Origin of the sequence: Cryptosporangium minutisporangium (assembly GCF_039536245.1) — a bacterium.
Taxonomy (GTDB): Bacteria; Actinomycetota; Actinomycetes; order Mycobacteriales; family Cryptosporangiaceae; genus Cryptosporangium; species Cryptosporangium minutisporangium.
This window is the reverse complement of the sequence record NZ_BAAAYN010000072.1, coordinates 1-20,450: the sequence shown is the minus strand read 5'-3', so window position 1 is coordinate 20,450 and position 20,450 is coordinate 1. Positions and strand designations below refer to the sequence as shown.

At 70.9% G+C, this 20,450-nt stretch carries 16 protein-coding genes and 1 pseudogene; 14 read left to right on the top strand and 3 right to left on the bottom strand.

Annotated elements, in window-relative coordinates; translation table 11 throughout:
• The first annotated feature begins 467 nt into the window (after positions 1 to 467).
• From ABEB28_RS40045 to ABEB28_RS40000, 10 genes are all read left to right on the top strand, one after another.
• Complete coding sequence (locus ABEB28_RS40045) at positions 468 to 905, top strand: flagellar protein FlgN (protein WP_376981972.1); 438 nt, start codon at positions 468 to 470, stop codon at positions 903 to 905.
• Positions 906 to 907: 2 nt separating this feature from the next.
• Positions 908 to 2,293 carry a flagellar hook-associated protein FlgK gene (gene flgK / locus ABEB28_RS40040; protein ID WP_345733541.1) on the top strand — a complete coding sequence of 462 codons (1,386 nt, stop codon included), beginning with the start codon at positions 908 to 910 and terminating at the stop codon, positions 2,291 to 2,293.
• A gap of 11 nt (positions 2,294 to 2,304) precedes the next feature.
• A complete protein-coding gene (gene flgL / locus ABEB28_RS40035) occupies positions 2,305 to 3,192 on the top strand; it encodes a flagellar hook-associated protein FlgL (RefSeq protein WP_345733540.1) in 888 nt (295 codons plus the stop codon).
• A gap of 168 nt (positions 3,193 to 3,360) precedes the next feature.
• Positions 3,361 to 3,795 carry a flagellar assembly protein FliW gene (gene fliW, locus ABEB28_RS40030; RefSeq protein ID WP_345733539.1) on the top strand — a complete coding sequence of 145 codons (435 nt, stop codon included), beginning with the start codon at positions 3,361 to 3,363 and terminating at the stop codon, positions 3,793 to 3,795.
• A gap of 53 nt (positions 3,796 to 3,848) precedes the next feature.
• Positions 3,849 to 4,091, top strand: coding sequence for a carbon storage regulator CsrA (gene csrA, locus ABEB28_RS40025; protein ID WP_345733538.1), 243 nt, complete (start codon positions 3,849 to 3,851; stop codon positions 4,089 to 4,091).
• Between the two features lie 146 nt (positions 4,092 to 4,237).
• A complete protein-coding gene (locus ABEB28_RS40020; protein ID WP_345733537.1) occupies positions 4,238 to 4,495 on the top strand; it encodes a hypothetical protein in 258 nt (85 codons plus the stop codon).
• A gap of 263 nt (positions 4,496 to 4,758) precedes the next feature.
• A complete protein-coding gene (locus ABEB28_RS40015; RefSeq protein ID WP_345733536.1) occupies positions 4,759 to 5,694 on the top strand; it encodes a proteasome assembly chaperone family protein in 936 nt (311 codons plus the stop codon).
• 72 nt (positions 5,695 to 5,766) lie between these two features.
• The gene (locus ABEB28_RS40010; RefSeq protein ID WP_345733535.1) at positions 5,767 to 6,159 is read left to right on the top strand and encodes a hypothetical protein; all 393 of its coding nucleotides are present in this window, start codon (positions 5,767 to 5,769) and stop codon (positions 6,157 to 6,159) included.
• Between the two features lie 168 nt (positions 6,160 to 6,327).
• Positions 6,328 to 9,093: a putative bifunctional diguanylate cyclase/phosphodiesterase gene (locus ABEB28_RS40005; protein ID WP_345733534.1), complete on the top strand. Its 2,766-nt coding sequence runs from the start codon at positions 6,328 to 6,330 to the stop codon at positions 9,091 to 9,093.
• A gap of 35 nt (positions 9,094 to 9,128) precedes the next feature.
• On the top strand, positions 9,129 to 9,563 hold the full coding sequence (locus tag ABEB28_RS40000; protein ID WP_345733533.1) for a cupin domain-containing protein: 435 nt from the start codon (positions 9,129 to 9,131) through the stop codon (positions 9,561 to 9,563).
• Positions 9,564 to 10,022: 459 nt separating this feature from the next.
• Here ABEB28_RS40000 and ABEB28_RS39995 read toward each other — a convergent pair whose 3' ends face one another.
• Positions 10,023 to 11,492: an MFS transporter gene (locus ABEB28_RS39995; RefSeq protein WP_345733532.1), complete on the bottom strand. Its 1,470-nt coding sequence runs from the start codon at positions 11,490 to 11,492 to the stop codon at positions 10,023 to 10,025.
• 258 nt (positions 11,493 to 11,750) lie between these two features.
• Here ABEB28_RS39995 and ABEB28_RS39990 point away from each other — a divergent pair, with 258 nt between their 5' ends.
• Together ABEB28_RS39990 and ABEB28_RS39985 are read left to right on the top strand one after the other, a co-directional pair.
• Positions 11,751 to 14,264 carry a putative bifunctional diguanylate cyclase/phosphodiesterase gene (locus tag ABEB28_RS39990; protein ID WP_345733531.1) on the top strand — a complete coding sequence of 838 codons (2,514 nt, stop codon included), beginning with the start codon at positions 11,751 to 11,753 and terminating at the stop codon, positions 14,262 to 14,264.
• A 71-nt stretch (positions 14,265 to 14,335) separates the two neighbouring features.
• The gene (locus tag ABEB28_RS39985; protein WP_345733530.1) at positions 14,336 to 16,153 is read left to right on the top strand and encodes an ATP-binding protein; all 1,818 of its coding nucleotides are present in this window, start codon (positions 14,336 to 14,338) and stop codon (positions 16,151 to 16,153) included.
• A gap of 981 nt (positions 16,154 to 17,134) precedes the next feature.
• Here ABEB28_RS39985 and ABEB28_RS39980 read toward each other — a convergent pair.
• Both ABEB28_RS39980 and ABEB28_RS43305 read right to left on the bottom strand, forming a co-directional pair.
• Positions 17,135 to 17,698 carry a hypothetical protein gene (locus ABEB28_RS39980; protein WP_345733529.1) on the bottom strand — a complete coding sequence of 188 codons (564 nt, stop codon included), beginning with the start codon at positions 17,696 to 17,698 and terminating at the stop codon, positions 17,135 to 17,137.
• A 251-nt stretch (positions 17,699 to 17,949) separates the two neighbouring features.
• Positions 17,950 to 18,084: pseudogene (locus ABEB28_RS43305) on the bottom strand (type IV toxin-antitoxin system AbiEi family antitoxin domain-containing protein); the annotation flags it as partial.
• A gap of 192 nt (positions 18,085 to 18,276) precedes the next feature.
• On the opposite strand from ABEB28_RS43305, the gene ABEB28_RS39975 reads away from it, so the two are divergent.
• Entirely contained in the window at positions 18,277 to 19,449 is a 1,173-nt protein-coding gene (locus ABEB28_RS39975; RefSeq protein ID WP_345733528.1) for an exonuclease SbcCD subunit D, read from the top strand.
• Positions 19,450 to 19,462: 13 nt separating this feature from the next.
• On the top strand, positions 19,463 to 20,450 hold a 988-nt coding region (locus tag ABEB28_RS39970), incomplete at its 3' end, for an AAA family ATPase (protein ID WP_345733527.1).

Sequence of the window (20,450 nt, the reverse complement as noted above, 5' to 3'; positions counted from 1 at the left end):
GCGGACGAGGTGGCCGACCAGCGGCAGGTGCTCGCGCACCAGGTCTTCGATCTGGCGGTCGGTGACAATGCCGGTATCCACGGTGTCAGCGGTGAGGCGCACAGTTACGGCCCTTTCGCGTCGATGACGGTCTCTGCTGACCCGACCCCGTCGTCCCCCGCATAACGGGACCATCCGGCCGGGCAACGCAGACCCTCCTGGCGCCCGGTAGCGGCTGAGGATGCCGTTCGGTTGCGCCTCAGTTGCAGGGTGTAACCCCTACAACCATCAAAAACACCTTTGGTCGCTTTTGCAACAAAAGTTGCAGGCCAGCTGCGCTCCAGGTGCAGAGAAACCTCTCAGGCTCTCCGTGACGCTGCCGACGGTCAGGGCAGCAAGGGGTGCCGTTCCGGTGCTCCGCCGGAGCAGAGAAGGGTCGACCCGTGGCTTTTGCGGATCTGTCGAACATCCTCTGGCGCGGACGGGAGATGCTGGAACTGCTGCTCTTCAAGCTCGAAGAGGAGCAGCTGGTCCTGGCGTCGGCCCGCACCCGCTGGCTCGCTCACGCGACCCGTGAGGTTGAGCTCGTGCTGGAGCAGATCCGCCAGGTCGAGGTGCTGCGGGCCGCCGAGGTCGAGGTGGTCGCGGCGCTGCTCGGACTGCCGCCCAACCCGAGCCTCTCTGCACTCGCCGAAGCTGCTCCGGACCCGTGGGGAAAGCTGTTCGCCGAGCACCGGAAAGCCTTTCTGACTCTGACCGCCGAGATCACCGCCCTTGCCGACGCGAACCGTGACCTGCTCACGTCCGGCCACCGCGCGGTCCGCGAAACCTTGCTGACGGTCGGCGGCGCCGTCGAAACCTACGGTCCCCGCGGTGGCACGGTCACCACCGGCGTACGTCCTCGACTCGTCGATGAGGCGATGTAGCCATGTCCAGTACCTTCTCCGGAATCTCCACCGCGCTGAGCTCGTTGCGGGCGCAGCGTCAAGGCCTCGACGTCGCCGGTCAGAACATCGCGAACGTCAACACCGCGGGCTACAGTCGGCAGCGCACCGAGATGACCTCGGTGGAGGGCGTCTCGGACGTCCCGACGATCTGGGCCAAGCAAGACCCGGTCGGCAGCGGCGTGAACGTCGGCGACATCACCCGGATCCGTGACGAGCTGCTCGAAGGCCGCATCCGGACCGAGCACGGGCACAACGCGTACCTGTCCGGGCAGAACGAGGTCTACGACAACATCCAAACCGTCTTCAAGGAACCCAGCGATACCGGGCTGCAGGAGCGGCTGTCCACGTTCTGGTCCGACTGGCAGGACCTCTCCAACACCCCGGGCGACAACGCGGTGCGGACGAAGGTGCTGCAGCAGGGTGGCGCGGTCGCCACCGCGCTGAACGACGCGCACACCCAGCTCGACACGATCTGGAGTTCCTCCCGGGTGGCCGCGACCTCGCAGATCAACGAGATCAACTCCGCGGTGACCGAGATCGCCAGCCTCAACAAAGGCATCATGCAGGCGAAAGTCGGCGGGTTGCCCGCCAACGAGCTCGCCGACCGCCGGGACGGGCTGGTGCTGAAGTTGGCCGACCTGGCGGGCGCCACCGCGACGCTCCGGGACACCGGCGCGGTGGACGTGTCGTTGTTCGGCTCGACGCTGGTCAGCGGGAGCTCCTCCCGCTCGCTCACGCTCGGTGGCGCCGCGACCATGGCCGATCAGGCCGCGGGCAATCCGGCCTCGGTCAGCTTCACCGACAACGGCCAGCCCGCGATCGTTACGTCCGGCGAACTCGGCTCGTCGCTGGAGGCGCTCAACAAGGTCGTCCCGAAGTACGCGAAGTCACTGGACGACGTGGCGACGAAGCTGATCAGCACGGTGAATGACATCCACAGCGCCGGGTACAACAAGAGCGGCTGGGCCGGCGGTCCGTTCTTCAGCGGCGAGGACGCGCGCACGGTCGCGGTCGCGATCACCGACACCGACGACGTCGCAGCGTCGTCCACGTCCGACGGACGCCTCGACGGTGGAAACGCCGACGCGCTCGGGGATCTCGCGGTCTCCGGTACCGGGCCGGACGTCACCTACCGCCAATTGGTCGCGGACCTCGGCGTCACCGCGAAGAGCGCGACGCTGAAGGCGGAGACGCAATCGACGATCACCGCTGACCTCGACAGCACGCACGAGGCGACGTCCGGGGTCAGCCTCGACGAGGAGATGTCGAACCTCCTCCAGTACCAGCGGGCCTACGAGGCCGCGGCGAAGTTGATGAACACGATCGACTCGACGCTCAACACCCTGATCAACAACACCGGCCGGTAAGGACAGTTCCCGTGGTCATCCGTGTTACCGAGCGCTCGCTCTCGCTGAACGCGATGCGCGGCCTGCAGGCCAACCAGGCCCGGCTGAGCAAGACCGAGGAGCAGCTGACCAGCGGCAAGCTGATCTCCAAGCCGTCGGACTCGCCGACCGGAACAATGACCGCGATGCTGCTGCGCAGCGACATGCGGACGCAGAGCCAGTACGCGCGGAACGCTGCGGACGGCGTCAACTGGCTCAACACCATCGACTCGACGCTGAGCTCCGCCCACGACAACGCCCAGCGCGTCCGGGACCTCACGTTGCAGGGCATGTCCGCCGGCGCCGGTGGCTCGGAGACCGCCCGGGGCGCGATCGCGGCCGAAGTCGAGCAGATCCGGGAAGCGATGATCGGGCTGGCGAACACCCGGTACATCGACCGGCCGGTGTTCGGCGGCACGGCGGACGCCCCTTCGGCCTACGACAAGGACGGCACCTTCCTCGGTAACGGTGGTCCGGTGACCCGCACCGTGGCCGAGGGCACGAAGCTCCGGGTGGACGTCGGCGGCGAGGAGGTGTTCGGCACCGGCGACGAGCAGATCTTCAAGATCCTCGCCGACGTCGCCGACCACTTGCGGGACGACCCGGAGCAGCTCTCCACCGACCTGCAACGGCTGGACGACGCCATGAACACGATCCGCACCGCGCAAGCCAGCGTCGGCGCGCGGTCGAATCGCATCGAGAGCATGCAGCAGACGGCGAACGACCGTCACCTCGATCTCCAGGCGCAGCTCAGCGAGGTCGAGGACATCGACCTCCCCAAGACCATCACCGACATGACCCTGCAGCAGACCGCCTATCAGGCAGCGCTCGGAGCGACCGCCAAGGTCATCCAGCCCTCCCTGATGGATTTCCTCCGCTAGCAGCGATGCAGCGGACCCACAGACGGCACGATGCCGAACCCGAATCCCGACCGATCAGCCAGAGGGAGCCAATGACCCTCCCCGCCAACAAGCTGTCGAACTATCCAGGAGGAGTACATGTCCGCAAAAACCAAGTCCGCGAAGTCATCCTCTGACATGGCAACCGACATGTCCCTCGAGATGTCCGCGCAGTCGGCAGAGGCGCAGGCAGCGGCGGCAGGTGAGACGCTGCCGACGATCGAGTTCGTGTCACCCATGCCAGGGTTCCCGGGTCGGACCAGCTTCGTGCTCGTCCGGCTCGACCAGGTCGGTCTGCTCAACTCACTCCGGTCGGTGGACGACCCGGAGCTGCGTCTGATCACGATCGCGCCGCATCAGTTCTTCCCGGAGTACGCACCGGAGATCGACGACGAGACGATTGCTGCCCTCGGGACCACGGACCCGAGCCAGCTGCTCGTCATGTTGATCGTGACTGCCGGTAGCTCCGTGCGGGACTCGACGGCGAACCTGATGGCACCGATCGTCGTCGACCCGACGACGATGCGGGCCGCGCAATGTGTGCTGACCGGGAGCAACCTGCCGGTCCGCGCTCCCCTCGGCTAGCTCGTTGCTCGGTTACGCTGCGGGATATTCGTCCTCGAGGGGGGATACTGCCCGTGCTCGTGCTGACCCGTCGGCCCGGAGAGAGCGTGATGGTCGGTGATGACGTCGTGATCACCGTGCTCGAGGTCCGGGGGGACGTGGTCCGGCTCGGGATACGGGCTCCCCGCAGTGTGCCGGTGCATCGGGAAGAGGTCTTCCTCGAGCTGCGCGCCGCGAATCAGGAAGCGGCGTCGTCCAGCGAGGATGCGGTCGAGGCGCTCAGTCGTCTGATCGGCAGCGACGGCGAGAAGGGCTGACAGGGCGGGCTTCCGGGCCGCGTTCCGCCAACCGGCGGAACGCGGCCCCCGGTCTGTTCGCGGAAGTTGCTGTACGGGGCCCATGCGTACGCAAGCGCGCGGCTGGGTAGGGGACTTCTCGTACCCGAGTTGTAGAGGAGGCCCCCGTGTCGTCTGTGACTGATCACCCCGAGGTCGTGTCCGACGCCGTCGGCCAGTCCGACGCGGTGGACGTGGTGGAGCTCGCCGAGGTCGTCGAGGAGGGCATCGCGGCCGCGTACGAGCAGGCGGCCGGTGCTCCGGTCGAGACGGCGCTGGAGACCGTGCTGGAGGAGGAGCAGGCTCGCGGCGTCGAGCTGAACAAGGACTTCGCCCGCCCGTTCGCCGAAGCGATCAGCCGTGGAGACGACCCCCTGTCGAACTGAGGGGCGTCGCGCCACACTCCCTCGCGCCGGGCCGGCCACTGCCGCCCGGCGCGTGCTCGTGACGGCGCCTCCGCCGGACGGCATGTCCAGGGTTCTCCGCCGGTACGGTAGAGACGGGGTGGCCCACGCCCCCGGAGCGGAATGCCGACGCGCTCAGCCGACTTTCACCGGATGAGCCGTCACGGTAGGCCACTACCGTGGTGACCCCCCTCGCCAGGCAGCACCGTCTGGCGAAGAGCCCGCTGTCTGGAGAGGTCGCCGTCATGCCGGACCCCGCGGAGCTGTACGAGATCGTCGGCGACTGGGAGCCCCCGGTGGGCTCGGACGCCGATGCGGGCCCGGTGTTGATGCACGCCCTCGACGGGTTCCTCGACGCCGGTTCCGCCGCTCAGCTCGCCGCCAGCCACCTGGTCGAGACGCTCGAGGGCGAGGTCGTCGCCCGGTTCGACATCGACTTGCTGCACGACTACCGCGCCCGCCGTCCTCCGATGGTCTTCGTCGAGGACCACTACGAGTCCTACACCCCGCCCCAGCTGGTGGTGCACGCGTTGAAGGACTCCACGGGCGTGCCGTTCTTCCTGCTCACCGGCCCGGAGCCGGACGTCATGTGGGAGCGGTTCACCACCGCGGTCGGGCAGCTCGCCGACCGGTTCGGCGTCCGGCTGGTGGTCGGCCTCGGCGGTGTTCCGATGACGGTGCCGCACACGCGGCCCACCACGCTCACCACCCACGGCACGCGTCCGGACCTGCTGCGGCGGCCGAACGTGTGGCGCGGGAACCTGCGGATCCCGGGCAGCGCCTCCGCACTGCTGGAGCTGCGCCTCGGCGAGCAGGGCAAGGACGCGATCGGATTCGTCGCCCACGTGCCGCACTACCTCGCCTCGGTGGAGTTCCCGCAGGCGTCCGCCGCGCTGCTCGACGCCGTCGCCGAGGAGACCGGGCTGCTGCTGCCGGTCGGCTCGCTGCACCAGGCAGGCGTGACGCGCCTGCGGGAGATCGACGCCCAGCTGGCGGACGATCCGCAGGCGGTGGGCGTCGTCAAGGCGCTGGAGGAGCAGTACGACTCGTTCGTCGCGAACCGGCAGCAGGGCGAGCTCGGCGGTGAGCTGGGCGACAACGTGCCGAGCGGTGAGGAGCTCGGCGCCGAGCTCGAGCGTTTCCTCGCTCAGCTCGAGCGTGGTGAGGACGAAGGGCGTTGATTCCTACCTCGAGGTAGGGAACCACGCTCGCCGGAGGTGTCGCGGAACGGCTCGCGGGGAAACAGTGTTCGCATGAGCCCGCGCGCGTCGATCCACCACCGGCGACCGCACTGGGTCGTCTCCGGCGGCTTCTGGTCCTTACTAGTGATCGCTGACCTGGCGATCCTCAGTACCTGGGCGGCGTTCGGCACGTTCGTGCTGGCGCTGTGCTGCGGTGGGGGCCTGTGGCTCCGCCGCCGCCGATTGCTGGGGACCGCCGGTGCCGCGGTCGTCGTCGGTCCGGCCGGGACCCCGGTCGAGGCGATTCCGCCCGCCGAAACGCCCGCTCCCGCGAGCCCTGCGCCGGCCGCGGCGGTGCCGGTCGCGGTGCCGGTCGAGGTGGTGCCGCCGGTCGACGGGCCCGCGGTCCAGGCCCCTGACACCGAGGCCGGCGCGCCCGGGGAGAGGCCCGCGTCACCGGCCTGATCCGCCGGGATCCCTCAGTCCGGGCAGCCCCGATCCGATGGGCTGACTGCGGCGAATGCAGGCGCACCAGGACGTCTGACGCCGACGCGCTCCGCGATGCGGACGCATGGCAAACTCCCGCGGACAGCGGGTAACCAGACGACGGGCGGGCTGTCGGTGACGGACGGGGTGACGAACGCGAACCTGGGCACCGACGCCGCCGACCGACCGACCCCTCGCCCGGTCCGCGCCACCCCGCTGCTCACCGGCTCGCTCGTCACCCTCGTCGCCGCGTTCGGCTGGGGCGGCTACGTCGTCTCCGCCGATCCCGAGCCGCACGTCGCGGCGGCCGTGGCCTGGCTGATCGTCCCGATCGCGATGGTGCTGACCGCCGAGGCCTGCCGTCGGGCCGGCCGGTCGCCCCGGCTGTCCACGGCCGGTCGCGCGCTGTGGAGCCGGCTCCCGGTGACGCTGCTGATCTTCGCCGCGGGCATGACCGCGAACGCCGCCGACGCCTGGGCCGACCACGTCGGCAACCGGAGCGCCGGCTGGTTTCCGCTGACGTGTTACGCGCTCGGCGCGGCGCACCTCGTCTGGACGCTGCTGCGAGTACCCACCGGCGGACGCCCTCGCCGGGAACTGCTCACGCTCGGGCTGGACGTCGGCGCCGTGGTCGTCGCCGCCGCGCTGTACCCCCTGTACTTCTGGATGAACCAGATGCTCTACGCCGACCGGGTCGACTGGCTGCCCGTGGTGTTCGTGGCGGGCGCGCTGGAGTTCGTCGCGGTCGTGATCATCGTCAAGGTCACGGTCGTCGGCACGCAGCTGGTGGACCGCACCGCGCTCATCCTGCTCGCGCTCGCCGTCCTGGCCGGGATCAGCGTCGCGGTCGCACTCCAGGTGCTCGGCGTCGACGACCGACTCGAGAGCGGCCAGCTGGCGACGCCGGCCGCGTGTTTCCTGATCGTCTGTGCGGCCGACCGGCAAGTCCGGGCCGCCGGGCTCGGCACGCGTCGCGCCGACGAGCCGCAGCGACCGCCGCGGGCCTGGAGCGCGATTCCGTACGTCGCGATCGCCGCCACTGACGTCCTGCTGCTCGTCGCGGTCGGCACCGAGGTCGGGTTCTTCGCCGCGTCCTGGGTCGTCGCGGCGGCCGCCGTGCTGCTGACCGGGCTGGTCGTCGGACGGCAGGTCGCCGCATTGCACGAGAACGGCCGGTTGCTCCGCAGCCTCGATCGGACGCTGGGCGAGATCCGGAGCCAGGAACGGCGGTTCCGGGCGCTGGTCCAGAACTCCACCGACATCGTGCTGATCACCGACCGGAACGACCGCACCCGATTCGCGACCCCGAGCACCTACCGCGTACTCGGACTAGCTCCGAACCAGCTGCCCGACCTCAACCCGATGGACCTGATCCACCCCGAGGACGTCGAGTCGGTACGTGCCGCGATCGACTCGATCGCCATGGATCCGCACGCCGCCGCGACCTACCAGGCTCGGGTACGGCACGCCGACGGGTCGTGGCGGATGCTGGAGATCGTCAGCACGAACCTCTACGACGACCCGGACGTCCGGGGCCTGGTGAGCAACGCCCGGGACGTCACCGAGCGGCGTCGGTACCAGGACCAGCTCAGCCACCAGGCGACGCACGACGGGCTGACCCGGCTGCCGAACCGGACGTTGTTCCTGGAGCGCACCCGGGAAGCACTGGCCCAGCTCGCCACCGCCCCGGTCACCGTGGCGCTCATCGACCTGGACGACTTCAAGACGATCAACGACCGGCTCGGGCACGGGGCCGGCGACGAACTCCTGATCGCGCTCGCCGATCGGCTGCGCCGCACGGTTCCGCCGGGCCAGGTCGTCGCGCGGCTCGGCGGCGACGAGTTCGCGGTCCTGCTCGTCGGCTCCCAGCTCGAGCAGGCGACCGCCCTCGCGACAGCGTTGATCGAGGCGTTCTCCGCGCCGGTCCCGGCGGGCGGCCACGACCTACTGGTCCAGGCCAGCATCGGGCTGGCCGACGGCCGGCTCGGCGACGACAACACCGAGCTCCTGCGCCGGGCCGACGTCGCGATGTACGCCGCCAAGGAGTCCGGGAAGGGCCGGTACGCACGGTACGACGCGGACATGGACCGGCGGAGCATCGAGTCGGCTCGGATGGGCGCTCAGCTGCGGCAGGCCCTCGACCACGGTGAGTTGCGGCTGGTGTACCAGCCGATCGTTGCGCTGCCGGACGGCTGCGTGACGGGGGTCGAGGCGCTGGTGCGGTGGCGGACCGCGGACGGGCAGTCGATCTCGCCGGACCGCTTCGTTCCGGTCGCCGAGCGCAACGGCCTGATCGTCGAGCTGGGGGAGTGGGCGTTGCGGACCGCGTGCACGCAGGCCGTGCGCTGGCGGGACCGGCCGGGCGGATCGCCGCTGGGTAGCGTCAACGTCAACGTGTCCGCTCGGCAGCTCCGCGAGCCCGGCTTCGCCGAGCGGGTGCGGGCGATCCTCGGCGAGGTCGGTCTGGAGCCGCAGCGCCTGACGGTCGAGGTCACCGAGACGGCGGTGTTCGACGGTGGCCGGGCACTCGACGAACTGCGGGCTCTGGACGATCTGGGCGTGCGGATCGCGCTCGACGACTTCGGTACCGGGCACTCGTCCCTCGGACTGCTCCGGACGTGCCCGGTCGACGTCCTCAAGGTCGACAGGTCGTTCGTGGAGGGCATCACCGGGACGATCGAACAAGCGGCGATCGCGACGTCGCTGATCGAGATCGCCAAAGGGCTGGGCTTGCGGGCGGTCGCCGAGGGGGTGGAGAGCGCGGCGCAGGCCGAGCGGCTCTACGAGCTGGGGTACCTGTACGCGCAGGGGTTCCACTTCGCCGGTGCGCTCGAAGTCGACCAGGTGGACGCGTTGCTCGACCATCTCGACCGCACCGCCGCCCGGGTGGGCGGCGACCTGACCCGCTCGTGAACGGCGCCTTCGGGACCCCCGATTAGGCTGACCGGGTGACAAAACCCGTGTTGGCGACGGCGCTCGACCTCGAACCGCACCCGGAAGGTGGCTGGTTCCGGCAGACCTGGCGATCCCCGGTGGAGTTCCAGCCGGCGGGTTATCCGGGTCCGCGGGCGGCGGCCACCGGCATCTACTTCCTGCTCGCGCCCGGCGAGGTGTCGCGGTGGCACGTGGTGCGCTCGGACGAGCTGTGGATCTGGCAGAGCGGTGGCCCGTTGGTGCTCACGATCGCGTCCGCGCCGGATGCGGACGACGCTCGCGACCTGGTGCTCGGACCGGATCTGGCGGCCGGGCACCAGTTCCAGGGGTTGGTGCCCGCCGGCCAGTGGCAAGCCGCCCGCCCCGCCGGCGACAGCCCCGTGCTGGTCACCTGCATCGTCGCCCCAGGCTTCGAATACGAAGACTGGCAACTGTGGGCGGCCCGCTGAGAACGACGCTGCCCGCCGTCTCGGACAGAACGGTCACGCCCTCCCTGCGACGGAGGGGCAGCGCCGCTCTCAGCGGGCTCCAGGTTGGAGCGGATGCACACCCCAGGTCGGTGCCNCCGTCTCGGACAGAACGGTCACGCCCTCCCTGCGACGGAGGGGCAGCGCCGCTCTCAGCGGGCTCCAGGTTGGAGCGGATGCACACCCCAGGTCGGTGCCCGCGGATTTTCGGGAAGACCACCTCTCAGCGGGCCGGGAGAGGTTGGTTTTTGGGAAGGCCGCGCCTCTGGGCGGCGCGAGAGGTGGACTTTCGGGAAAAGCGCCGTACGCGCGCGCCCTGCACACCCCCAGCAACCGGAGGGTGGGCCAGCAACCGGCTACGGCGGGGCGGGACGACTCGGTGGACGCCGTGAGGGCCGGTCGCGGAAGCGACCGGCCCTCAGCCCTGCAGGCGTAGCGAAATCAGACCCCAGCCAGCTTCGACGGGGACTTGCGCAGGTACACGAACCAGGTGACCGCGAAGCAGATGACGTAGAGGCCGATGAACCCGAGGTAGGCGGCGTCCGCGTTCTTGTAGGTCAGGAACGACTGGCGGAACATGATCTGCACGAGCGCTCCACCGAACGCCCCGATCGCGCCCGCGACGCCGACCAGCGCGCTGGACAGTCGCCGGGCCTCGTTGGCCTCCCAGTCGGGGTCGGCGCCGTCGCCGGCGTTGCGCTGGGCCTTCGCCCGGAAGATCGCCGGGATCATCTTGTAGGTCGAGCCGTTGCCGACCCCGCTCAGGATGAACAGCGCGGTGAACCCGACGTAGAACAGCGCCAGCGACTTCTGCTGTGACGCGATCAGCACGAGTCCGGCGAACGCACCCATGCCGACGAACGTGAAGAGCGTGATCCGGGCACCGCCGAACCGGTCGGCGAGCCACCCACCGGCCGGGCGTGCGATCGACCCGAGCAGTGGTCCGAGGAAGATCACCTTCAGGGCGTCCAGCGAGGCGGCAGCCTGCGCGGCCTTCAGCACCGCCGGATCAGCGGTCGCCGCGGTGACGCCGGCCGGCAGGTTGTCCGGGACCAGGAATTGGGTCAGCACCTGGCCGAACGCGAAACTGAAGCCGATGAACGACCCGAACGTGCCGATGTACAGCAGCGACATGATCCAGCTGTGGCGGTCCTTGATGACGTCCCGCATCGCGCGCTTGTCGTTGCTGGCGTGCGACAGGTTGTCCATCTTCAGCGCGGAGAGCACGGTGACCAGCACGATCGCCGGGATGTAGAGGCCCGGCACCAGCCGCGGCTCGACGCTCGCCGCGACCCCACCGGCGGCCGCCAGCACGATGAGCCCGACCACCTGCACCAGCGCCACACCGAGGTTGCCACCGGCCGCGTTCAGCCCGAGTGCCATGCCCTTGAGCCGGTTCGGGTAGAACGCGTTGATGTTCGCCATCGAGCTGGAGAAGTTGCCGCCGCCGACGCCGGCGAACGCGGCCAGCACCAGCAGGGTGCCGAACGAGATACCCGGCTCCAGCATGATCGCGGTGAGGATCGCCGGGATCAGCAGCAGGCTCGCCGAGACGATCGTCCAGTTCCGGCCGCCGAACTTCGCGACCGCGAACGTGTAGGGCAGCCGCAGGAACGAACCGACGAACGCCGGCACCGCGGTGAGCAGGAACTTGTCGTCGGGGGTCAGGCCGTACTCGGCCGCGGGCAGGAACAGGACCAGGACGGACCACATGGTCCAGATCGAGAACCCGATGTGCTCGGAGAGGATCGAGAAGATCAGGTTGCGGCGGGCTACCTGCTTGCCGCCGTTCGCCCAGAAGGTGGGGTCCTCGGGACGCCAGTCGTCGATCCAACGGCCGGAGCGGCGTGCCGGCGCGGCCGTCGTGGTCGTGGTGGAGGTTGGGGTGGTGATCTCGGTGGGCGCTGCCATCGGGTTCCCTCTCGGCTCGGCCGCATTCCGGCGTTGCCTGACGCTAAAAATCGCCTGTTTCCCTGCCGTTGGGCCTCGACGTCGCCCGCGCAACATCTCCCGCACGCAGCGGGACGGAGACGGTGAGAAGAAGCCGCCTCGGTGGCAAGACGGTTGATTCGGTGCGGAACCCTCCCGAGCCGACCCGTGGCGGCCGATGGAAGGTCGCGACCCGCCGGGAACACATCGGCGACCCGTCGGGAACACAGGAGGCTTGGGGTGCGGATCCATCTGGCGGAGCGGCCGGGACGGCTGTCCCGGGCGGCGTTGCTCTGCGCACTCATGAGCTTCGGCTACCTGGCGCTGGCCTGGAACGGGCCGATCGCGCCGCCGATCGTCGGCTGGGTCGCGCCGCTGGCGTCTGTGCTGGTCGGCGTAGTGGCGACGGCCCGGCTCGCGATCGCCACGCCGCTCCCGGACGCATCCCGCCGGTTCTGGCGGATGATCGGCGTGGGCATCGGCTTCATCGCGGTCGGGGCGGGCAACCAGATGGTCGACGCGCTCGGTGGCGCGGACGGCCCCAGCCAGGTGATGTCGGCGCGGACGACGTCGTGGTTCCTCGCCGGGCTGGCGGTGATCATGGTTGGTCTGCTGCTCGCGCCGGTCAACCGGATGACCCGGGCGGCGTGGGTGACGTTCGGGCTGGACGCCGGGACGGTGATCGCCGGTAGCGCGCTCTTCACCTGGTACTTCATGCTCCGCGCGGCCGGCGACTTCGAGGCGGTCACCGGCTCGGCGCTGCCGCTGGTAGGCACCCTCGCGGCGGGCTTCCTCGGCGTCCTGGTCCTGCTGAAGATCTCGTTCGCCGGAGTACGGCAGGTCGACCCCGGAGCGCTCCAACTGCTCGCGCTCGCCGCGCTGACGTCGGCGAGCACGGCAGCGCTCACGCCGCTCTTCGCGGAGCGGCCGCACGTCAACTCGTCCCTGCTGTCGTTCCCGCTGGCGTACCTGTTCCTCACGTTCGCCGTCGAACGGCAGCGCCGGGTCGCGCTGGCCGCCCTGGACGCGCCGGCGGAGGAACCTGAGCGGACGCGTCCGGCCCGGTTCCGCGCGTTGTACATGCTCCCGTACATCGCGGTCGTGCTCACCGACGTCCTGCTGCTGCACACCATGCGCGAGCACCGGGCCGGCGGTCCGGTCATCGTCGGCGCCGTGGTGGTCACCGCCCTGGTCTGTGCACGGCAACTGGTCAGCTTCCGGGAGAACGGCCGGCTGCTCCACCAGCTCGACCGGACGGTGGCCGAGCTGCGCACGTCGGAGAACCGGCTGACGTTCCAAGCCAGCCACGACGGGCTGACCGGTCTGGCCAACCGGGTGCTGCTCACCGAGCGGATCGACGCCGCGCTGACGCCCCCGGCCGACGCCGACGACGTCGCGATGGCGCTGATCGACCTGGACGACTTCAAGTCGGTGAACGACCGGCTCGGTCACATCGTCGGGGACACGTTGCTGGTCGCCGCCGCGGCGCGGATCCGCGACGCGGTCGGGCCGGAGGACACCGTCGCCCGGCTGGGCGGTGACGAGTTCGCGGTGCTCTTCCGCGGCCGGCGCGCCGATCCGGACGCCCCCGCGACGCGGATCGGGCGGATCCTCGCGGCGCTCGCCGAGCCGCTCCGGATCGACGGGCACGAGCTCCGGATCCGAGCCAGCGTCGGGCTGGCCGACGGGTGGCCGGACGCCGACACCGGCGAGCTGGTGCGCCGGGCGGACGTCGCGATGTATGCCGCGAAGGACGGCACCGACGGCGGTTGGGCCCGGTACGTCCCGGCGATGGACGCGCCCGCTGCCGAGCGGGCACGGCTCGCCGCCGGCCTGCGCGACGGCCTGGGCCGGGGTGACTTCCGGCTGCTGTACCAGCCGATCGTCACCCTGCCCGAGCAGCGGATCGCCGGCGTGGAGGCATTGATCCGCTGGCATGACCCGGAGCGGGGCGTCATCCCGCCGGATCAGTTCATCCCGGTCGCCGAGCGCAGCGGCCTGATCGTTCCGCTGGGGCGCTGGGTGCTGCGCGAGGCGTGTCGGCAGGCCGCAGCGTGGCGGGCGACGTACGGAGCTGCGGCTCCGTCGCGGGTCTGCGTCAACGTGTCGCCGCGCCAGCTCGACGAACCGGACTTCGTCGACGACGTCGCGGCGGCGCTGGCCGACTTCGGGTTGCCCGCGGAGTACCTGGTCGTGGAGGTCACCGAGACGGCGGTCTTCGGCGGCGGGCAGGCGGTCGAGACGCTGCACGCGCTGCGGGCTTTCGGTGTCCGGGTCGCGTTGGACGACTTCGGCACCGGGCAGTCGTCGCTGGGTCTGCTGCTGACCTGCCCGGTCGACGTCCTCAAGGTGGACAAGTCGTTCGTCGACGGCGTCACCGAGCCGGGTGACCGCGCGGTGATCGTCGAGTTCCTCAGCCAGGTCGCGCGTGGACTGCACCTGGACACGGTCGCCGAGGGCGTCGAGGACGTCGGTCAGGCGACGCGGCTGCACGAGCTGGGCTACCGGAAGGCGCAGGGCTACCAGTTCGCGCGGCCGCTGCCGGCGGCGGAGCTGGCCGATCTGCTGTTGCCCGCGGCTGGCCTCTCGGTGTCCGCCGGCGGTTCGGTGTCCGCCGGCGGTCCGGCGTCTGCGGGCGGTTCGGGGTCTGCGGGCGGTTCGGGGTCTGCGGGCGGTCCGGCGTCTGCCGGCCGTTCGGGGGACGCCGGCCGTCCGGCGGAGGCGGGTCGTCCGATGGAGGCGCTCAGCGCCTGAACCGGGATTGTCCGGCGGGTGGGGTAGCGTCCGGTGGTCATGGGGCACCTGACGCTGACGGGGACGGAACGATGACGGCCGCGCCGGTCGAGGACAGCTGGTTCGCCGAGGGTGACGCGGTGGCTCCGGCCGCCGAACCGGCGGTCCTCCCCTGGGTGGGGCGGGTGCTGGGCACCGAGGACGCCACCCCGTTGCAGTTCCACGTAGCGCTGCGGGAAGACGCCTACCTGCAGCTCGACGACGTGGTGGTCACCGTGCGGGACGTGCCGGGCCTGGGCCCGGTGCTCACCGCCGGTGTCGTCACTCAGGTCACCGCGCGGCACGAGGGCGCGCAGTTCAGCTCGGACGTGTTCCTGATCGCCGACGGGGTTCTCCCGGCGCAGGTCCAGGAGGTGGCGGAGATCGCCACCACCCGGGTCGAGCCCGAGGTGTACGTCCCGCCGCGCCCGGGTGAGCCGGTGCGCCGCGCCACCGGCGAAGAGCGGGCGATCGCGCTCTACTTCGACCGGATGGAGCGGAAGGTCCCGGTCGGGCTCGGCCGCGACGGGACGCCGATCTACGTCAACCTCGACTTCCTGGACGGCACGCGGGGCGCGCACGTCTCGATCTCCGGCGTCTCCGGGGTCGCGACCAAGACGAGCTTCGCACTGTTCCTGCTCTTCGGCCTGTTTCGGTCAGGCGTGCTGGGCCGCCGGTCGGTGAACGCCAAGGCGCTGATCTTCAGCGTCAAGGGCGAGGACTTGCTGTTCCTCGACCATACGAACACGAAGCTGGACGATTCGCTCCGGGCGCAGTATGCGATCATGGGGCTGCCCGCCGAGCCGTTCTCCTCCACCGGGTTCTACGCGCCGCCGCTGCCCGGCGACACCACCGGGCGGCCCGACGTCCGCGAGCGGGCGACCGGCGTGAACGCGTTCTGGTGGACGGTCGCCGAGTTCTGCCGCGGTGAGCTGCTCCCGTTCGTCTTCGCCGACGCCGAGGACGAACGCAACCAGTACACGATGGTCATCCACCAGGTCGCCGCCCGGCTGCGAATGGACGCCGTCCCGGCCGGCACCGACGGGGCGGTCACCATCGACGGGCGCCCGGTGCGCACCTACGACCAGCTCGTCGATCTGATCGCCGACAAGCTCAACGACGAGGCCACCCGCTCCGCCTGGGCCGGGCCGGTGACCGGCGCCGGCACGGTGAACGCGTTCCTGCGCCGGCTGCGGTCTTCGTTGCGGGCGTTGCGGCCGCTGATCCGCGGTGACCTGCCGGAGACGCCCACCCGTCGGGTGTCCACCGAGAACCAGCAGCTGACCGTGGTGGACCTGCACAACTTGCCGGAGCGGGCGCAGCGCTTCGTGGTCGGCGTCGTACTGGCGGCCGAGACCGCGCGCAAGGAGGAGGCCGGCCCCGGCAGCCTGCTGTTCACGATGCTCGACGAGTTGAACAAGTACGCGCCGCGGGAGGGGTCCAGCCCGATCAAGGAAGTGTTGCTCGACATCGCCGAGCGCGGGCGGTCGCTGGGCATCATCCTGATCGGCGCGCAGCAGACCGCGAGTGAGGTCGAGCGGCGGATCATCTCGAACAGCTCGATCAAGGTGGTGGGGCGGCTCGACCCGGCCGAGGCCGGGCGGCCCGAGTACGGGTTCCTGCCGCCCGGGCAGCGGACGCGGGTCACGTTGGCGAAGCCGGGCACGATGTTCGTCGCCCAGCCGGAGATCCCAGTGCCGCTCGCGGTGGAGTTCCCGTTCCCGGCGTGGGCGACGCGGAGCAGCGAGGCGGGCGAGCTGCTGTCCGCGCCTCCGCCGACCACGGTCAACCCGGTGACCGGCGAGATCACCGGGGGCCGCGATCCGTTCAAGCGGTTGCCGGCGGCGCCCGCCGACGACGCCCCGTTCTGAGCCGCGTCCCGGAGTAGGGGTTCTGGGGTTCTGGGGTTCGAGTTTCGGGGTTGGGGATCTGGGCATGGGTTTGCGCGCCGGTCCGCGGGGTGCTGGCTGCGGGGGTGCCAAGTTCTGCGGCGTGGCTTGGCGCGGATTGGGCGCGAGTGTGGGACGCGCCCGCTGGGGGTGTAGCCGGGGTCCGTTCGGGCGCGTGGGTGTCGGTTCTTCCGGGTGCGAGCTGAGTGGTTGTCGCCGTTTCCGGGCTATAGCGCTGCAAGGGCGACAGCCATTGCGGGCTCTGCCCGGGAGGGGCGACAACCATCGTGGTGATTGCCCGGGAGGGGCGACAACCATCGCGGGCCCAACCCGGGAGGGGCGACAACCATTGGGGGCCANGCCCGGGAGGGGCGACAACCATCGCGGGCCCAACCCGGGAGGGGCGACAACCATTGGGGGCCAGTCCGGGAGGGGCGTCAACCATTGGGGGCCTGTCCGGGAGGGGCGACAACCATGGCGGGCCCTGTCCGGGAGGGGCGTCAACCATTGGGGGGCCTGTCCGGGAGGGGCGTCAACCATTGGGGGGCCTGTCCGGGAGGGGCGTCAACCATTGGGGGGCCTGTCCGGGAGGGGCGTCAACCATTGGGGGGCCTGTCCGGGAGGGGCGTCAACCATTGGGGGGCCTGTCCGGGAGGGGCGTCAACCATTGGGGGGCCTGTCCGGGAGGGGCGTCAACCATTGGGGGGCCTGTCCGGGAGGGGCGTCAACCATTGGGGGGCCTGTCCGGGAGGGGCGTCAACCATTGGGGGGCCTGTCCGGGAGGGGCGTCAACCATTGGGGGGCCTGTCCGGGAGGGGCGTCAACCATTGGGGGGCCTGTCCGGGAGGGGCGACAACCATTGGGGGGCCTGTCCGGGAGGGGCGACAACCATGGCGGGGCCTGCCCGCGAAGGGCGCCAACCACTTCGGCGCTCACCTGGAGAGCGTGATCACTGTTGCGGGCTCACCCGGCGGGGGTGACAACCATCGCGTGGGCACCGATGAAGCTGCGGGGCCGCTCGCGGTAGGTGCTCTCGATCGTCGCCAGCACTCGCTGCGGTTCTTCCCGGATCTCCCGAGGAGTGAAATGCAGCGTGAGGATGCCGTAGGTGCCGAGCCGATTGTGGCGCTCCCGCGTACGACGGAGATCGTCGAGTGCGGTGTGGAACTCGTCCGAATCGACCTCGAGCGCCAACCCGACGTCCTCGATCCACCCGTCCGGCGAGGGGAGCCTGCTGCCGTCCGCGCCGGTGAGCAACGGATTCCAGTGGATCGGCGGCAGGATCACGCTCAATCCGGTCAGCTCGCGCAGCTCCGCCTCCGGCGCCGATCGGACGCCGTCCCGCACCTCGGCGAGCACGGCGCCGAGCACCTTGCTCCCGCGGATCGGGCCACCGCGCCACTCCGCGTCCAGCTGCTCCACGGTCGCACGACGGCGCTGCACGATCTCGGAGAGGAACGCTCGTACGTCGCGTCGTGCGTAACCGGCGCGGGCGGCGTCGGCACCGGCGCGCGCGAGGGAGCACACCTCGTACAACGGCTGGCGGATCGCGTCCGGATCCGGGCGCCCGGTGCGGGTGAGGACGACGAAGCCGCGGCAGACCCGGCGAGGGCCAGCCGCGTGAGCACGTGGACGCGCTGCTCGTCCGGTAGGTACCGCAGCCCGTGCCAGCGCAGCGCGGCCACGCCGGTGATCTGTGCGCTGGGCCCGCCGAGCAGGGCCGCGGCGATCAGCCGTTGCTCGTCGGACGGTGCACCCGGGAACGCCGCGTACAGGCCACGGAAGACCCGCCGCCACCAGCCCCGGGCGATCCGCCACGCGATCGCGTCGTCGGTGAGCCCGAGGGCGAGGGCCTGGCGCCGAAGGATCAGTCCCTGCTGCGCGGCGAGCAGCTGCGCGAGGAGATCGTCCATCGCTCCACGCTGGCGCGCAGCGGTAGCGCCCGCCAGGCGGCTCGACGATCTGTGGACAGCGCCCGCCATGGTTGTCGCAGTCTCGGTGCGGCGCACGGAAGCGGGTGTCCCACCTGAGCGCGCAGTGGGCGTTCTGTCACAGGAGTGGGCTAGCGTCGCGGGAAGTCGTCCCCGAGTCGCGAGAGAAGAGCCGTGAAGTTCCTCCACACGTCCGACTGGCATGTGGGCAAGGTCCTCAAGGGCCGTAACCGCCTCGACGAGCACCGCGCGGTGCTCCGCGAGATCGTCGGGCTCGCCCGCACGCACGAGGTCGACGCGGTGCTGATCGCCGGTGACCTCTACGACTCGGCGGCGCCGTCGGCCGAGGCGCAGGAACTCGTCGTCCGGGCGTTGATGGCGTTGCGCGACACCGGCGCCGAGGTCGTCGCGATCGCCGGGAACCACGACCATCCCAGGACGTTCGACGCCTATCGTCCGCTGATGAGCGTCGCCGGCATCACGATGGTCGGCAGCGTCCGCACCGCCGAGACCGGCGGCGTCGTGACGTTCACCGCCCCGCGCACCGGTGAGCCGGTCCGGGTCGCCGTGCTGCCGTTCCTCTCCCAGCGGCACGCGATCCGGGCCGCCGAACTGGTCGCCCACACGCCCGCCGAGAACAGCGCCGGGTATGACCAGTTGATCCGCGACCTGCTCACGACGCTGACGGCCGGCTTCGCGGACGACGCGGTCAACCTGGTCACCGCGCACCTCACGGTCACCGGCGGCACGATGGGTGGCGGCGAGCGGGCGGCCCAGTCGATCTTCGAGTACCACGTGCCGGCCGGTGCCTTCCCCGTCGACGCGCACTATGTTGCACTCGGACACCTGCACCGCAGGCAGACGCTGTCGGCGGCTTGCCCGGTGGTGTACTCCGGCGCTCCGCTGGCGGTCGACTTCGGTGAGCAGGACAACACGCCGACGGTCTGCCTGGTCGAGGCGACACCGTCCACCCCGGCCCGGGTCACCGACCTCCCGCTGACCAGCGCACGACGGCTGCGCACGATCACCGGCACGGTCGCCGAGCTGGGCGACCGCGCGGCCGAGTACGCCGACGACTACCTGCGGGTCATCGTCCGTGAACCGGCCCGCGCCGGTCTCCGGGAGCAGGTGCAGGCGGTGCTTCCGGGCGCGCTGGAGGTCCGGATCGACCCGGAGTTCGCCGCGCCGCTGCAGGCCAACCGGCCCAACCGCACGCAGGGCCAGCACGGCCCTGCTGAGTTGTTCGCCGAGTTCTGCGGCGAGCGGGCGGTGGTCGACGATCGCGTCCAGGCGCTGTTCGCCCGGCTCCACGACGACGTGACCGGCAGCGAGCCGGCCGAGCGCTGAGGAGGGGGACGACATGCGACCGGTACTCCTGGACATGACCGGCTTCGGCTCGTTCCGCGAACCGACCACAGTCGATTTCGCCGAGGCCGACTACTTCGCGCTGGTCGGCCCGACCGGCGCGGGCAAGTCGACGGTCATCGACGCGATCACGTTCGCCCTGTTCGGCAGCGTTCCGCGCTGGGACGACAAGCGGAAGGTCGCGCTCGCCCTGGCACCGACCGCGACGCGCGGCACGGTCCGGCTGGTGTTCGACGTCGGGCCGGAGCGGTACGTCGTCGCCCGGGAGCTCCGGCGGGCGGCGTCCGGGTCGGTGACCGTGAAGAACGTCCGGCTGGAGCATCTGGCCGACCCGACCGCGCTCGGTGACCTGGCGGACGAGACCGAACTGGTCGCCGCCGACAAGGAGGTCACCGGCGCCGTCGAGCAGCTGCTCGGGCTCACGTTCGAGCACTTCTGTACCTGCGTGGTGCTGCCGCAGGGCGACTTCGCCGAGTTCCTGCACGCTCGGGCGGGCGACCGGCAGAAGATCCTGGTCAAGCTCCTCGGGCTGGAGGTCTACGACCAGATCGCCCGGGCGGCGAACACCGAGGCGGCTCGCGAGCGGCAGAACGCCGAGCTACTCGGAGAGCAGCTCGGCCGGTACGGCGACGCGACGGCGGAGGCCCAGGCCGACGCCGAGGCGAGGGTGGCTGCGCTGGTCGATGCCGAGACCCGGGTGGCCACCGCACTCCCGGAGCTCTCGGCCGCCGCCGGGGAAGCGCGCGCCGCCCGCGAGACCGTGGCCCGCCTGACGGCGGAGCGCGACCGGTTGGCGTCGGTGGAGGTGCCGGCGGGCCTGGCCGACCTGGACGCGGCCCTGCGGTCGGCGCGGGACGTTTCGGCGCGGGCGGCGTCGGCGTCGGCCGAGGCGNCTCGGCCGCGCGGGCCGCGGTGGCGGCGGCTCCCGCGCGGGGTCCGCTGGAGGCGGCGCGACGGGCACGGGTGGAGCTGGACGCGCTGGT